The sequence below is a fragment of the Micromonospora sp. LOL_023 genome, from assembly GCF_048060115.1.
GTDB lineage: Bacteria > Actinomycetota > Actinomycetes > Mycobacteriales > Micromonosporaceae > Micromonospora_E.
This window is the reverse complement of the sequence record NZ_JBHMIM010000063.1, coordinates 19,801-33,326: the sequence shown is the minus strand read 5'-3', so window position 1 is coordinate 33,326 and position 13,526 is coordinate 19,801. Positions and strand designations below refer to the sequence as shown.

Here is a 13,526-nt window from a genome sequence, read left to right as displayed (position 1 = left end):
TCGACATGACCACACAACCCTACTGACCCACCAAAGGAGACGGGTACACGGCCGAATAAGCCATCAGGGTCGATGTTGGCGCCAAAACCGCCGGGCCACTGACTGGAGATGGTGTAGGTGACCCGGCAACCGGCTGCCGCCTCGGCCTTGGTGGCGATGAACAGGGCCGAAGTGGAGGTGACGGCGAACGCGGTGGCCACGATGGCCGCACGGCGGAGCCGGGAGGTTCGGGTTCCGCCACGATGCACGGAAAACATTCGGCTTCCTCTCTGTCATCCCTGTCATGTAGGCGATGACAACTCACGTAGCCGGACGCCTGGGACTGACCGACCGCAAGGCGGACGACCGCCGTTTGCTCGCCTCCTGCTACGACACGATCAAAGCTGGCTGGTTGCGGGCCGTTGCCCTCGGCCACGCGTGATCCGCGCTGTCCGTCCACACCGCGTGCATTCAGAGCCATGATGTCAACCGACACAGATCATTGCAAGGAACTTTGTCGATGGGCATCGATCTGACAAGGTCGGCCTTCCCGGCAATCATGCCGTCGCGTTCACGGACCCGGCGGGGCGGCCCGTAGGGGTTCGAAGGTGAGCCGGTGCAGCAGGGCGCCGATGTCGTCGGTTCGGCAGCCGCGCCGGCAACGGGGCGCGAGGGGCGTGACCAGGGCACCGGCGGACCACGAACCGGGCTGCCGGGCTACGGCGCGCAGTGGCACCCGAGGAGTTCCGGCCGGTCGATCCGGCGGAATCGCTGGAACCGCGGCCACCCCCGAGACCGTCGAAAATCTACAAGCGATCGCGAGTTCCGGTTCGTCAGACCATGGTCAAGCAATCGATGGTCCAGAGTCTCGCGTCTGGCCACCACCTCACGCCCCACACCGTACGCCGGGCTGCCGACGGTGCAGGAGTTCTCCCCCGGCGTGGAACCGATGCTCTACTTCGGCCAGCGGGACCCAGCCGAGTCGCGCGGTCTCGTGGATGTCAGCCGCAGCGCCCGTGAGGTCGGCCCTCGGGACAGGTAGAAGATGTTCTCGATGATGAACCGGTGCCGCCACATTGCCCGCGGAGCACCGACACCCATTTGCCGCACCCTATCGGCGCGCTGCTGGTTCGATTTGCAGTGCACGTTGATCCGGCTGGACGCGCCGGGCACAATCGCCAGGTGATCGCGAGCGTGTTCTTCGATGTGGGCGAGACCATCGTCGACGAGTCCCGTGAGTACGGGACTTGGGCGGACTGGCTCGGCGTACCGCGCCACACCTTCTCCGCCGCCTTCGGAGCGGTGATCGCACGCGGCCTCGACTACCGGGAGACATTCCAGGTGTTCCAGCCGGGGTTCGACCTCGCCGAGGAGCGGCAACGCCGGACGGCGGCGGGGCAGCCGGAGTCCTTCACCGAGGAGGACCTGTACCCGGACGCCCGGCCGTGCCTGGCGGCGCTGCGCGAGTCAGGGCTACAGGTCGGCCTGGCCGGTAACCAGACAGCGCGAGCAGAGACAATCCTGCGGGCCCTCGACCTACCGGTGGACATCATCGGCACCTCGGACGGCTGGGGCGTAGAGAAACCGTCCGCCGCGTTCTTCGACCGGGTGGTCACCGAAGCAGGTTGCCAGGCTGACCAGGTGCTCTATGTAGGGGATCGGTTGGACAACGACATCCGGCCCGCGCAGCAGGCAGGGATCGCGACCGCCCTGATCCGTCGCGGCCCGTGGGGGCACATCCTCGACGACCAGACGATCATCGACCGCTGCCTGTTCCAGCTCGACTCACTGGCAGAGCTACCCGACCTCGTCCGCAAGCACAACGAGTCAGCTCGCTGACTATCCCGAGAGCCCGGCCCGGCCGGCGGTGAGAGCGGCGACGCGTTCATCGAGCAGTGCGCCGTGTCGGCTGTCGCCGAGCGTCGGACGGACGGCGCGGACCCGGTCGAGACCGGTGCCGTACCAGTCGGTGTGTAGGGCGTCGACGGCCTGGTTGAGGTAGTCGGCGACGCGGTCGCCGTCACCACCATGCGCGGTCGCGAGGTCAGCGAGGACAACGCTGCGCTGCTTGGCGCTGGTGCCGGGGAGCGTGGCGAGCGCCTGATTGAGCCGTGCGGCGGCTTCGCCGTGGTCGCCGCTGGCGAGGGCGGCGTACCCGGCGAACGAATGCAGGCGGCCGTTGTCGTAGAAGTCGAGCCACTCAGGTGGCGTGGAGTCGCCGTCGACCGCGCCGGCGGCAAGGTCGATGTGGTGGCGGCTGGCCGCCGCCGCTCCGGCACGGGCCTCGACCTCCGAGGCCACGCAGTGCAGCCAGGAGCGGACCCTGGGGCTGACGCCGTGCCAGGTGTGTTGCAGAGCAGCATCGATCAGCGGGCGGGCGTTGGCCGGTTGCTGGCCGAAGGCGGGGATGAACGCCATGTGACCGAGGACGGCGGCGGCCAGGGCGTGGTCGCCGGCCTCACGGGTGGCGGCGAGGGCGACGTCGTAGCAGCGTTCGGCGACGGCGGGTTGGCTGAGGTCGAAGAAGGCGAGCCGGGCGGTGAGCAGCGCGGATTCCGCGAGGGCGCTGGCGAGACTGGCCCGGCTGGTACCGGTGGCGGCCGCACGCAGGAGACCGACGCCGAGCTGGGTGTGGGCGTAGGCGGCCTCGTAGAGCGGCCGGGCCGGGATCGTCCAGTACAGCTCACGCTGGCAGCGCACGATCTGCTGGTACGAGTCGGGGTCGACGGTCCTGCCGTCAGCGCTTGCGGCGTCCGGATCGAGGGACAGCAGGGGCGCGACCAGGGACAGCATGCTGGCGCCGACGAGCGCGCGTAGTACCGATGCGCGGTCCCATCCGTTGCTGTTGTCGTCTCCGGTAAGCATCTCCCACAACCTCCTGAACTCGTGCAGTGTCTCCGCGTCCGGGCGCACGGCCAGCTCGTCCGGGGTGAGCAGACCGAGATCACTTGCCGGCTTGCCGAGGATCGCGACCAGATGCTTGCGGTAACGCGGGTCGGGCCACCGCTCGCCGATCTCCCAGCGTCGGACAGTGTTGGCGTTGAGCCCGGTGTCGGTCTCGCCAGCACGGCTCACCTCGGCGCGGATGTGCTCGGTGATCTCCTCGTAAGACCAGCCGCGTTGAAGCCTTTCCCACGCGAGCCGCCGGTTCGGGGGGTAGCGCCGTCCCGCCATCACGTACCTCCGGGCTTCACCTGTCGACATGGATCACGCTAGCCACTGCGGCTACGGGTCGTCACTACCTGGTCGCGATTGGACGGGTAGCGGACGGTACCGGTCACCGCCTGTAGACGGTTCGCTAATGCCGAGCATCGAATGACGCCGCTCCCCGGCGCCCCCCGATGCTCACCGACCCGATCCGTCAACGGCATGAGGTTCATGGTGGACACATCGATCAGATTCGAGAACGCGTTACCTCGGCAGGACCGGACTGCCGCCACGGCGGTCGGTTTCGGTTCCGTGAAATTGATTCCTAACCCGCGTACCGCCACTGGGGCTGCGCGGGTGGGTGACCGGCGGGGTGCTCCCAGCCGCCCCCTCGCGGTGGCGGACCCGCCGGCATCGCGGCGGGTCCGCCACTTCGGCGACCAACACTGCAGGCCCAGTAACGCGCTCCCCCGACCCCGGTGCAGCACCGACAGGTCAGGGGCGGGACTGCGATGACGCTCTACCTCTCCCGCAACGCCACAACGACAGCAACTGTCGACGGCACCGTCAGATCAGGCAACGGCGGCGGGGCGATCGCGGGCGATCGCATCGCCACATCCCGAACCGACCCTCCGCTGTTCACCCACGTCTGGCAGCGGCTGTTCGAACAGAACGCGCGGAAGGAACGACGCCGATGATGTCCCGCGTTCTGGTCACCGGAGCGGCCGGCTTCATCGGCTCGCACCTGGTCGACTCGCTGCTGGGCAGCGGAGTCAGGGTCGTCGGCCTGGATCGGCGGAGGCTCGGTGAGCATGCCCTCGCGGACGAGAACCTGGTCCGGGCCGTCGCCAGTCCGCTGTTCACGCCGTACTGCCTGGATCTCGCCGTTGACCAGTTGGACGACGTGGTGGCCGGCTGCGACACCGTCTTCCATCTCGCCGCGCGGCCAGGTGTACGGCCGTCGTGGAGCCGCGAGTTCCTGGACTACGCCCAAGCGAACGTGCTCGGCACACACCGGTTGCTCGATGCCTGCGCCCGCCACGGCACCCGGCGGCTGGTTGTCGCCTCGTCGTCGAGCGTCTACGGTCCCGCCGACCGACCCAGCCGCGAAAGCGACCCGACCTGCCCGGTCTCCCCCTACGGAGTGAGCAAGCTCGCCGCCGAGCAGCTGTGTCTCGCCTACGCCCGACGAGCCCACAGCCCGCTCAGCGTCGTGGCGTTGCGCTACTTCACGGTGTACGGGCCTCGGCAGCGACCCGACATGGCCATCGGAAGGGTCCTGTTCGCCGCCTACACCGGCTTCCCGGTCACCCTGTTCGGCGACGGCAGCCAACGCCGCGAGTTCACCTACGTCAGCGACGTCGTCTCGGCGACCCTCGCCGCCGGATACCTCGACGCCCAGGCCGCGGTGGTGAACGTCGGCGGCGGCGCGAGCGTCTCGATGCTAGCGGTGATCGACGAGGCGACCCGGGTGACCGGTCGGCAGGTGCCGACGAAGGTCGTGGACGCCCAGCCGGGTGATGTCCCCTCGACCGCCGCCGATCTGACCCGCGCCGGGCGGCTGCTCGGCTATCGGCCCACTGTCGGCCTGTCGGAAGGGCTCACCCGCCAGGCGGCCTGGCTGGTCAACCTCTCTCGTGACCGGCTAGCCGCGTTCACGTCCTGATGCCTCGAAGGAGTTCCGATGATCGTGTTGACGGCGGACTCGGCGAGTGAGTTGTTCACCGTCGCCTGCCAGGCCGTACTCATCAACGGCCGGACTGCATACCCCCGCGACCTGACCACGACTGAGGTGGTCGGAGCGCACCTGTGCCTTACCGACCCGCGCCGGCGGCTCGTCGACGTGCCGCCCGCCCGGGTGATCAACCCTGCCTTCGCGGTCGCGGAGGCACTGTGGATCCTCTCCGGCACCGACTCCCCGTGGATCTTCGACTACAACGACCGGCTGCGGAGGTACGCGGACGACGGCGTGCTGCGCGGCGCGTACGGCCCACGGCTGCGCCGGTGGGGCGGCCAGGTCGACCAGCTCGACGCGGTCCGGCGCCAGCTGCAGCACGACCGGGATTCCCGGCGAGGGGTGGTCCAGCTGTACGACCCGTCCCGGGATCATCTCGGCTACCGCGATGTGCCATGCACCCTGGGCTACCGGTTCTTCGTACGGCGTGGCCGTTTGATCATGCACACCAGTATGCGCAGCCAGGACCTGTGGCTCGGGTTCCCGTACGACATCTTCACCACGACGTTGATCCAGGAGTTGATGGCCGGCTGGCTCGGCGTCGAGCTGGGCGAGTATCACCACCACGTCGACTCGCTGCACCTCTATGCCCACGATGCGGAGCCGGCCGCCGCCTCCCTGCACGGAGCGGCGGGCACGGTGGAGCTGGAGCCGGCCGTCGTGCCCTGGCCTGATCTCGATGCCCTGCTCCGACGCGTGATCTCCGGCGAGAGCAGCCCTGCCGATGGCCCCACCTGGGATGCGTTCGGCCGGACCCTCACCAGCTACCGCGCGTGGAAGGCAGGCGAGCGCGACCAGGCACGCAAGCTCGCCGCAGACACCCCCGGTCCACTCGGCGTCGCCCTGTCGAACTGGTACGACCACCTCGCCTCACACGGCCTCGGGGGACAAGGATGATCACGCGCCGGTCGCCACGTGGTGCCGAGGTCGTGCTCGGGCTCTGCGCCTACACGCACGACTCGGCCGCGGCGCTGCTGGTCAACGGCCGCCTGGTCGGCTTCGCCGAAGAGGAACGCCTCGACGGGGTCAAGCACAGCAAGGCGTACCCGGCCAACGCCGTCGCCTGGCTCCTCCGCGCAGCAGGGCTGACCGCGAACGACGTGACGACAGTGGCCTACAACTTCGACGGTCGCCGCTACCTTTCGGCGCTCGGCCAACTTCCGGGGCAGCTGGCGCACGCCGCGACCCGAAGCCGCGCCGTTGCCCGCTCAGGCGGTTTCCTCACGGTGTACCGCCGATACCAGGCACGGATGCGTGACCTGGCCCGGCGCTTCCCGCTCGCCGAGGTCGTCCCCGTGCTACACCACCGCGCACACGCCCTCTACGCGTTCCTGTCCGCCGGCGTGGACGATGCGGCGGTCCTGGTCGTGGACAGCCTCGGCGAGCTGCACACCACCACGATCTGGCACGCCACGCACCGCAACGTGCAGCCCTTGCAGCTGCGCCTGGCCGCTGCCGTCAAGGATCCGGCGTCGCTCGGCTACGCGTACGGTGCCGTGACCGAGCACCTCGGCTGGCGGCGCGGCGACGAGGAGGGCACCGTCATGGCGTTGGCCGCCCTCGGTGAACCGGCGCGCTTCCGTGACCTGATGTCCCGAGCGATTGCGCTGACCACGGACGGCTTCGCCCTCCACCCAGGGCTGTTGCCGCTGCGGGTCCTGTCCCACCGATACGGCCGGACGAGCGCGGCGTTCACCGCCGCCAGCTGCCCGCCACGCCCATCTGACGCACCGGTCGAACCAGTGCACGCCGACCTCGCCGCCGCCCTGCAGGAACGCACCGAGCAGGTCATGCTGCACCTGGCCCGGCGGGCCAGCCGGCTGACCGGCTCCGGTCTGCTCTGCCTCGGCGGCGGCGTCGCGATGAACTGCGTCGCCGCCGGACTGATCGCCCAGGCCGGCATTGTCGACGACGTTCACATCCCGCCCGCGCCTGGTGACTCGGGCACCGCCATCGGTGCCGCCGCAGCAGTCTGGCTCGACGCCACCGGTAGCGCCGCGTCAGGCATCGACGGACGCTGCTACCTTGGCCCGGCGTACCCCGATCTGGCCCTTCCCACCGCACCGCGACCCGGTCTGACCGCCACACGCCCGACCGACCCGGTCCAGCATCTCGCCCGGCAGCTCGCCGACGGCGCGATCGTCGGACTCTTCACCGGCCCACTCGAGGCCGGGCCACGCGCGCTGGGCAACCGGTCCATCCTCGCCTCGCCCTTCGCACACGAGGTCGTAGATCGGTTGAACGGGACGGTGAAGTTCCGCGAACCGTTCCGCCCGTTCGCCCCGGTGATCCTCGCCGACAAGGCCACCGACTACGTCCGGCTCCGCCAACCCTCGCCGTTCATGTCCATCGCCGCACCGGTCACCGACCTGACCCGGACCCACCTGCCCGCGATCGTGCACGGCAACGGCACCGCGCGGGTCCAGACGGTGACCCGCGCCCAGCACCCGTTCCTCGCAAGCGTGCTGGCCGCGTTCGGCGACATCACCGGACACCCAGTGCTGATCAATACCTCGTTGAACATCAAGGGCAAACCGATCTGCGGCACCCCGGACATGGCGCTGGACTGCCTCGCCGAGACCGGCCTGGACGCCCTGTTCATCGAGGGCTGGTGGGTGACGAAGTGCTGATCGGGTACAGCTTCTGGGGATTCCTCGGCCCCGGCGTCGTCGACACCCCCGACGGCGGACGGAGCCACCGCCGCACCCTGGTCGACGGGCTCCGCCAGGCCGGACACGACATCGTGTTCCTCCAGCCCAGCCGCGACCTCTGCGACGCCGGTCTCGACCTCACCGACAGCTACCGGTGGGACGTCGGCACGCCCGACCTCGATGCGTTGTTCCTCGAATGGCGCTGGCCCATCCCCGGCCGCAACACCACCCCGTGCGGCCGGCCCGGACACACCTGCGATCTGCACCGCCAGTCCGAACTCGTCGCCCACTACACCCGCCGACTCAGCACCCCGACGATCCTCTGGGACAAGGACCGGCGGCTCGACCCGACGGACCCGCTGCGCCGGACCAGCAACGTCACCATCTGCGAACCAGCCCTGCGCCCGAGCCCTGGCGCGACGACACTACTCTTCCCCGTCGCCGACACGGCCCTCGACACCGCCGACCCGGGCAGGCTGGCCGCCCGGCACCGGTCGACGCCGCTGGTCTACGTCGGCAACCAGTACGACCGCGACGACGCCTTCGACACCTTCTTCGCCCCCGCCGCCGCGCACCTGCCGCACCTGATCGCCGGGAAGTGGACCGACACCCGCCGCTGGCCCGGTCTCAACTTCATCGGCCGGGTCGCGTTCCCGCAGGTCGCCGAAATCCACGCCGACGCGCTCGCCACCGTGCTGCTGCTTCCCGACCGCTACGCCGAGGCAGGTCAGATCACCCAACGGATCTTCGAAGCGGTCCTCGCCGGCTGCGTTCCGCTCCTGCCCGGCACTGTCCGCGGTGCCGCCGCACTTGTACCGCCAAGCCTGCACGTCAGGCACGCCACCAACGTACGGCACCGGATCGGCTGGCTCGCCGAGATCGCCGGCACCAACGACCACGCCAACCTGATCGCCGACTGTCTGCGCCGCCTCGCCCCGTTTCGGCTCTCCGCCCAACTCGGCGTACTCGAGCGTCTCCTACCCCATCCGGATCCGGTGCCGTCATGACCCGCCGTGTCCGCCCGGCCTTACCCCGCACCACCCCTACGCTGGAGGACCATGGACAGGATCGCCATCATCGGCTGCGGCGGCAGCGGCAAGTCGACGATCGCCCGGCAGCTCGCCCAGGTCCTCGACGCGCCGCTGACCCACCTCGACGCGATCTACTACGACGAACAGTGGAACCCGCTCCCGCAACACGAGTTCGCTGGCAAGCAGGAAAAACTCGTCACCCGCGAACGATGGATCATCGAAGGCAACTACGCCGGCACCCTGCCGATCCGGCTCGCCGCCGCCGACACCGTGATCTTCCTCGACCTACCCGCCGCTACCTGCCTCTGGGGCATCGCCCAGCGACGCCGCCGCTACCGGGGCGGCCAACATCAGACCGACGGCGTATACGACCGGATCACCTGGAACTTCGTCCGCTACATCCTCGGCTACCGACGCGCCATGCGGCCCCGCGTCCAGAACCTCATCCGAGAACACGGGCCGCACGTCCGGCTCATCTCACTCACCAGCCGCCGGCAAGCCAACCAACTGGTCGAGCGGCTCCGACGACAAGCCCAACCAATGACCTGAGCCGGACCGGACGCGCGGGGACCGATGTCGGCTAACCCATTCCTCGATCCCGCTCTGGTCCACGGCGACCTCTACCGGGCCAACGATCGGCTCGCGGACCGCACCCGCGCGCTTCGCGAAGCCAAAATCGCCGGACGGGACGCCGCCGAAGTCATCGCCGACCTGCTCGCCAGGCGGACCACACCCGGTGCCGTGGTGCTCGACCTCGGCTGCGGACGGGGCACCAGCACGCTTCGCATCGCCGCCCGTCTCCGCCCTCGACGCCTCATCGCGGTTGACGCCTCGATCGCACTACTGGACACCGTCCGGACACGGCTGCACGAGGCCGACGAGATCGGCTCGACGGTCTGCGCCAACTTCCACCACCTGCCGCTGCCCGATGCAGTGGCCGACGCAGCCGTAGCCGCCTTCTGCCTCTATCACTCGGCCACACCGGCCACCGCCGTCGCGGAAATCGCCCGCTGCCTCCGCCCCGGAGGTGTCGCCGTCCTGGTGACCAAGTCGCTGGACAGCTACACCGAACTCGACCAACTCGTCCACGCCGCCCACCTGGACCCCGACGCCATCCGCCGGCCAAGCCTCTACGAGAGCTTTCACAGCGGCAACCTGCTCGACATCGCCGCCGTGCACCTCACCGTGCTCGACGTCCTGCATGAGGAGCATGTCTTCGAGTTCGCCGACGCCTCTCACCTCGCCCGATACCTGGCCACAACCCCGAAGTACCAGATCCGCCCGGACGGTGGACCAGCTGACCTCGCCGCGATCCTCCAGGCGCGGCTACCAGCGCCGCCGTATCTGACCCGCTCCACCGTCAGCTACGCCCTGGCGGCCCGGTCGTGACCAACAATCTCTTCACCAAGCGGTACGACGACCCGCAGCGCTGCTCGGCAGCTGCCGCCCACCACGACTGGCTCGCCGGGCTGCAATCGGGAGTCCATCTTCCGCACCTAGTCACGCGCGCACCTCGCCACCTGGTCTTCGAACGCCTGCCAGGCCGGACACCCCAGGTAGCGGACCTGCCCCGAGTCGCGGCAACACTCGGCCAGCTGCACGACGCCGCGCACCGGAGAGAACTGTGCTCCGCACGCCTCGACCAATTCCACAGCACGTCGACCGGACTGGCGCTCCCCGACTTCGCCAGCCCGCGCCGGAAGGCGCTGCGCCGTGCCGCCCGCGTCACGGGTATCGACCTGGCCGCGCTCGATGCGGTCCTCGGCCGGGTTGACCTGCCGGTGGCCTTCTACAAGGACCCGAACATCCGCAACTACCTCGTCGAGGGAGAGGACATCGCGGTCGTCGACTTCGACGACCTCACCCTCGCCCCCTTCGGCTACGACCTGGCCGGCCTAATCGTCACCGCTTCCCTCACCTACGGCAGCCTCGACCAGCGGCTCCTCACGGACTGCATCGACGCCTACCGGGCCGCGATCTCACCGATCCGTTGCGGCAGGGACGAGCTGCGGCAGTACGCCGAACTTCACCATCTCCTGACGCTGCGCTACCTCGGCACCAACGGCTACCGACACCCGTGGCCCACCGTGCGGCCATGGCCCAACCCGTTCGCGTCAACCTGACCATCCCCGAAGGAGTCCCGCCAATGGCCCAGACCACCGAACTCGTCATCGCCCGCCACGGCGAGGCCGCCTGCAACGTCGCCGGAATCGTGGGCGGCGAACACGGCTGCACCGGCCTGACCGACCGAGGCCGCCGCCAAGTCGGCCAGCTCGCTGCCCGGCTTGCCGCCGAACACGCAGCCCGCCCGTTCGCGGTTTTCTACTCCACGCCCCGACTCCGGGTGGTTCAAACCGCCGAGATCATCACGCAGGCCCTCCGCCTACCGCCCACCGCCGAGCCGCAACTTCGCGGACCCGACCACGGCGAGGCCGACGGCCGCCCGTGGGCAGACGTCAAGACCGCCTTTCAGGGTCCGCCCCAACACGCTCCCGACATCCCGTACGCCCACGGCTCCGAGGCATGGAACGAGTACCTCGACCGCGCCACCAAAGCCCTCCAGAAGATCCTCGCCCGGCACAACGGCGAGCGCATCCTCATCGCCGCTCACGGAGAAACCATCGAGGCCGCCAACAACCTGCTCCTCGCGCTCCCCCGGAACGCCTGCCTACGGCTCGGCTTCGTCACCGACCACGCCTCCGTCACCCGATGGCAGCGGCCGACCAACCGGTTCGGCCGCACCATCTGGCAGCTCGTCGCGCACAACGACACCCGGCACCTCGGACCCATTCGGTGAGCAGCACCGACCTCCTTGAACTCTGCCGGCGCCTTCTCGATACCGACGCCGTCCCCGTGGCCTGGCACCCGGGCCACGCCGGCACCCAGGTGCTCCGCGCCTCGACCGCCAACCACGGGGAAGTCATGGTGAAGCAACACCGTAGCCAGGAACGGCACATGCAGGAGGTTCACGCTTACCGGACCTGGGTCCCAGCGGCCCTCCACGACCAGGCACCCCGCCTACTCGCGGCGGCTGAGCAACCGCCAACGATCGTCATCACCGCCGTGCCAGGTGTCCCGCTCAGCCAACGAACACTCGCCCCCGAAGCCGAGCAGGACGCGTACCGGCAGGCAGGGCGGCTACTCAAGACGCTCCACGCCGCCGGGCCACAACGCCCGGAGCCCGACTGGACAGCCTGGCTCGCCGAACGCGCCGAGCACTGGCTCCACCAAGCCGCAGACCGGACCACCCCCAGCTACCGCACCGAGGTACGCGCCCACATGCGCGCCCTCCAAGACCTCGCCCCGCTACCGACCGTCCCCTGCCATCTCGACTTCATGCCCCGCAACATGATCTACGGTCACGACGGCATCGTCCGCCTGATCGATTTCGAACACTGCCGCTACGACCTGCCGGCCCGCGACCTCGTACGCCTCGCCACCCGCGTCTGGCCGCACCGCCCCGACCTACGCGACAGCTTCCTCGACGAGTACGGCCACCCCTGCACCCTCGACCGCGAGGTCCTAGAACACTGCGCGCACCTCGATGCCCTGACGGCTTTGGGCAGTACAACCCTCAGATGACCGCAGGCAACGGTTAGATCGTCGCAGATGGCTGGCGTCCCATCGATCTAAATGCAAAACTATCTATGTAGCGCGAAGTGTGCAGGCAGCCACATTGAGCGATGTTGGTGGTTCCGTTGGAACAACTTCCTTTGTGGGGACCAAGCACCGGCCAACAGCCACCACCGAAGCCGGTACTCACCCGACCAGCAACACTCCGCCTCCTGATCACCGTGAAGGCGGCACCTAACCCCTCCGCCCGCTACGGGGAGACTGTCTGCGTCGGCGCGCTCGGCCTGGACGCTCCCTGGACGGGCTGGATTCGGCTCTACCCGGTCCACTTTCGGGAGTTGGCCGACGACAGCAAGTTCCGCAAGTACGACATCGTCCACCTCGACGCGCTGCCAGCCCGGCAGGACCAGCGGCGCGAGAGCTGGAAGCCGATCGTAGACACCATCACCACCGAGCGACACCTTGCCAACTGGCAGCCCCGCCGCAATCTCCTTGATCCACTCATCGAGGACTCCATGTGCCAGCTCAACAAGCAGGCCCGCGACGACCCCAGGGCACGATCGATCGCACTGGTCCGCGCCGCCGATATCTCGGACCTACAGGTCAAACGACGTGACGGCTGGTCGCCAGAGGACCGCAGGAAGATCGCCGGCTACCTCAACCAGCTCGACCTGCTGGAGCCATCTCAGCGCAGCCCTCTTGAGGCACCGCGATTCACCGGCACCTACCGCTTCCGGTGCGCAGACCGCCAATGCCGTGGGCACCAGCAGACACTCTGGGACTGGGAATTTGTCGCCCTGCAACGTCGCCTGACGCAGCTCACCGACGCGGAGGCTGCGGATCAGCTCAGGCACAAGTTCCTCACCCAGCTCTGCGCCGCCGACCGCGACGTGGCGTTCTACGTCGGCAACCAAGCGGCAAGGCCACAGTCCTTCAGCATTGGCGGTGTCTACGCACCCAAACGACCCACCGGACGGTACCGGCTACGCGTCAACCGATGATCTCGGTCAACACATCCGCATGACAGGCATCCTCCACACGACACCAGCACGCCAACTGCCTACCGGCGAGATCCCGCCGCGCCCGCTCGACAAGCTCCGGCTGCCCCACAAGCCACTGCCGATACAGGCGCAGCGCCTCCGCCCGATCATGTTTCCGCATGCTGAACGGATTGGCCCAAGGAGAACGCCGCAACCCGAACCCCTGCCGCCCCACATACACGGCACCGGCCGGCACCACCGGGTGATAGAGGTCCCCCTGCACGCGAACCCGTGACTGTCTCCCCACGGCGCCAGCGTAATCGCCAACGACGGACTCCGCGTGGATGCTCGAAGGGAGCGCATCAACGCCTGGTTCGGGACCGGATGCCCCGATCAACACGAAGGGCCCTGAAGGATAACGACGAGTGGG

Annotated in this window: 15 protein-coding genes and 1 pseudogene; 13 read left to right on the top strand and 3 right to left on the bottom strand. The window is 68.9% G+C overall.

Annotated features, from left to right (window positions below; all coding sequences use genetic code 11):
- Positions 1-257 (bottom strand): annotated as a pseudogene (locus ACFHVL_RS26250) (hypothetical protein); the annotation flags it as partial.
- Between the two features lie 35 nt (positions 258-292).
- Between ACFHVL_RS26250 and ACFHVL_RS26245 the strand changes: the two are divergent.
- Together ACFHVL_RS26245 and ACFHVL_RS26240 are read left to right on the top strand one after the other, a co-directional pair.
- Entirely contained in the window at positions 293-421 is a 129-nt protein-coding gene (locus ACFHVL_RS26245) for a hypothetical protein (RefSeq protein WP_416631110.1), read from the top strand.
- Positions 422-1,161: 740 nt separating this feature from the next.
- A complete protein-coding gene (locus tag ACFHVL_RS26240; RefSeq protein WP_416631109.1) occupies positions 1,162-1,818 on the top strand; it encodes an HAD family hydrolase in 657 nt (218 codons plus the stop codon).
- On the opposite strand, the gene ACFHVL_RS26235 is transcribed toward ACFHVL_RS26240, so the two are convergent.
- Positions 1,819-3,153 carry an XRE family transcriptional regulator gene (locus ACFHVL_RS26235; RefSeq protein WP_416631108.1) on the bottom strand — a complete coding sequence of 445 codons (1,335 nt, stop codon included), beginning with the start codon at positions 3,151-3,153 and terminating at the stop codon, positions 1,819-1,821.
- A 485-nt stretch (positions 3,154-3,638) separates the two neighbouring features.
- Here ACFHVL_RS26235 and amcA point away from each other — a divergent pair, with 485 nt between their 5' ends.
- The 11 genes from amcA to ACFHVL_RS26180 all read left to right on the top strand — a co-directional run bounded on the left by amcA (position 3,639) and on the right by ACFHVL_RS26180 (position 13,117).
- Positions 3,639-3,824, top strand: a complete 186-nt coding sequence (gene amcA, locus ACFHVL_RS26230) for a multiple cyclophane-containing RiPP AmcA (RefSeq protein ID WP_416631107.1) — start codon at positions 3,639-3,641, stop codon at positions 3,822-3,824.
- Complete coding sequence (locus ACFHVL_RS26225; RefSeq protein WP_416631106.1) at positions 3,821-4,792, top strand: NAD-dependent epimerase/dehydratase family protein; 972 nt, start codon at positions 3,821-3,823, stop codon at positions 4,790-4,792. The genes amcA and ACFHVL_RS26225 overlap by 4 nt, the downstream gene beginning before the upstream one ends.
- 18 nt (positions 4,793-4,810) lie before the next feature.
- Entirely contained in the window at positions 4,811-5,758 is a 948-nt protein-coding gene (locus tag ACFHVL_RS26220) for a thymidylate synthase (protein ID WP_416631105.1), read from the top strand.
- On the top strand, positions 5,755-7,491 hold the full coding sequence (locus tag ACFHVL_RS26215; protein WP_416631104.1) for a carbamoyltransferase: 1,737 nt from the start codon (positions 5,755-5,757) through the stop codon (positions 7,489-7,491). Before ACFHVL_RS26220 ends, ACFHVL_RS26215 begins: the two co-directional genes overlap by 4 nt.
- Positions 7,473-8,519, top strand: a complete 1,047-nt coding sequence (locus ACFHVL_RS26210; RefSeq protein ID WP_416631103.1) for a hypothetical protein — start codon at positions 7,473-7,475, stop codon at positions 8,517-8,519. The genes ACFHVL_RS26215 and ACFHVL_RS26210 overlap by 19 nt, the downstream gene beginning before the upstream one ends.
- Before the next feature lie 51 nt (positions 8,520-8,570).
- A complete protein-coding gene (locus ACFHVL_RS26205; protein ID WP_416631102.1) occupies positions 8,571-9,092 on the top strand; it encodes a topology modulation protein in 522 nt (173 codons plus the stop codon).
- A 24-nt stretch (positions 9,093-9,116) separates the two neighbouring features.
- Positions 9,117-9,932 carry a class I SAM-dependent methyltransferase gene (locus tag ACFHVL_RS26200; RefSeq protein WP_416631101.1) on the top strand — a complete coding sequence of 272 codons (816 nt, stop codon included), beginning with the start codon at positions 9,117-9,119 and terminating at the stop codon, positions 9,930-9,932.
- Entirely contained in the window at positions 9,929-10,666 is a 738-nt protein-coding gene (locus ACFHVL_RS26195) for a phosphotransferase (protein WP_416631100.1), read from the top strand. Before ACFHVL_RS26200 ends, ACFHVL_RS26195 begins: the two co-directional genes overlap by 4 nt.
- The gene (locus tag ACFHVL_RS26190; protein WP_416631099.1) at positions 10,639-11,340 is read left to right on the top strand and encodes a histidine phosphatase family protein; all 702 of its coding nucleotides are present in this window, start codon (positions 10,639-10,641) and stop codon (positions 11,338-11,340) included. The genes ACFHVL_RS26195 and ACFHVL_RS26190 overlap by 28 nt, the downstream gene beginning before the upstream one ends.
- Positions 11,337-12,125 (top strand): phosphotransferase enzyme family protein, encoded by a 789-nt coding sequence (locus ACFHVL_RS26185; RefSeq protein WP_416631098.1) that lies wholly within the window; start codon positions 11,337-11,339, stop codon positions 12,123-12,125. Before ACFHVL_RS26190 ends, ACFHVL_RS26185 begins: the two co-directional genes overlap by 4 nt.
- A 101-nt stretch (positions 12,126-12,226) precedes the next feature.
- Positions 12,227-13,117, top strand: coding sequence for a hypothetical protein (locus tag ACFHVL_RS26180; RefSeq protein WP_326555202.1), 891 nt, complete (start codon positions 12,227-12,229; stop codon positions 13,115-13,117).
- Here ACFHVL_RS26180 and ACFHVL_RS26175 read toward each other — a convergent pair.
- Positions 13,107-13,337 (bottom strand): DUF4326 domain-containing protein, encoded by a 231-nt coding sequence (locus tag ACFHVL_RS26175; protein ID WP_416631111.1) that lies wholly within the window; start codon positions 13,335-13,337, stop codon positions 13,107-13,109. The two genes, ACFHVL_RS26180 and ACFHVL_RS26175, sit on opposite strands and share 11 nt — an antisense overlap.
- Positions 13,338-13,526: the final 189 nt, after the last annotated feature.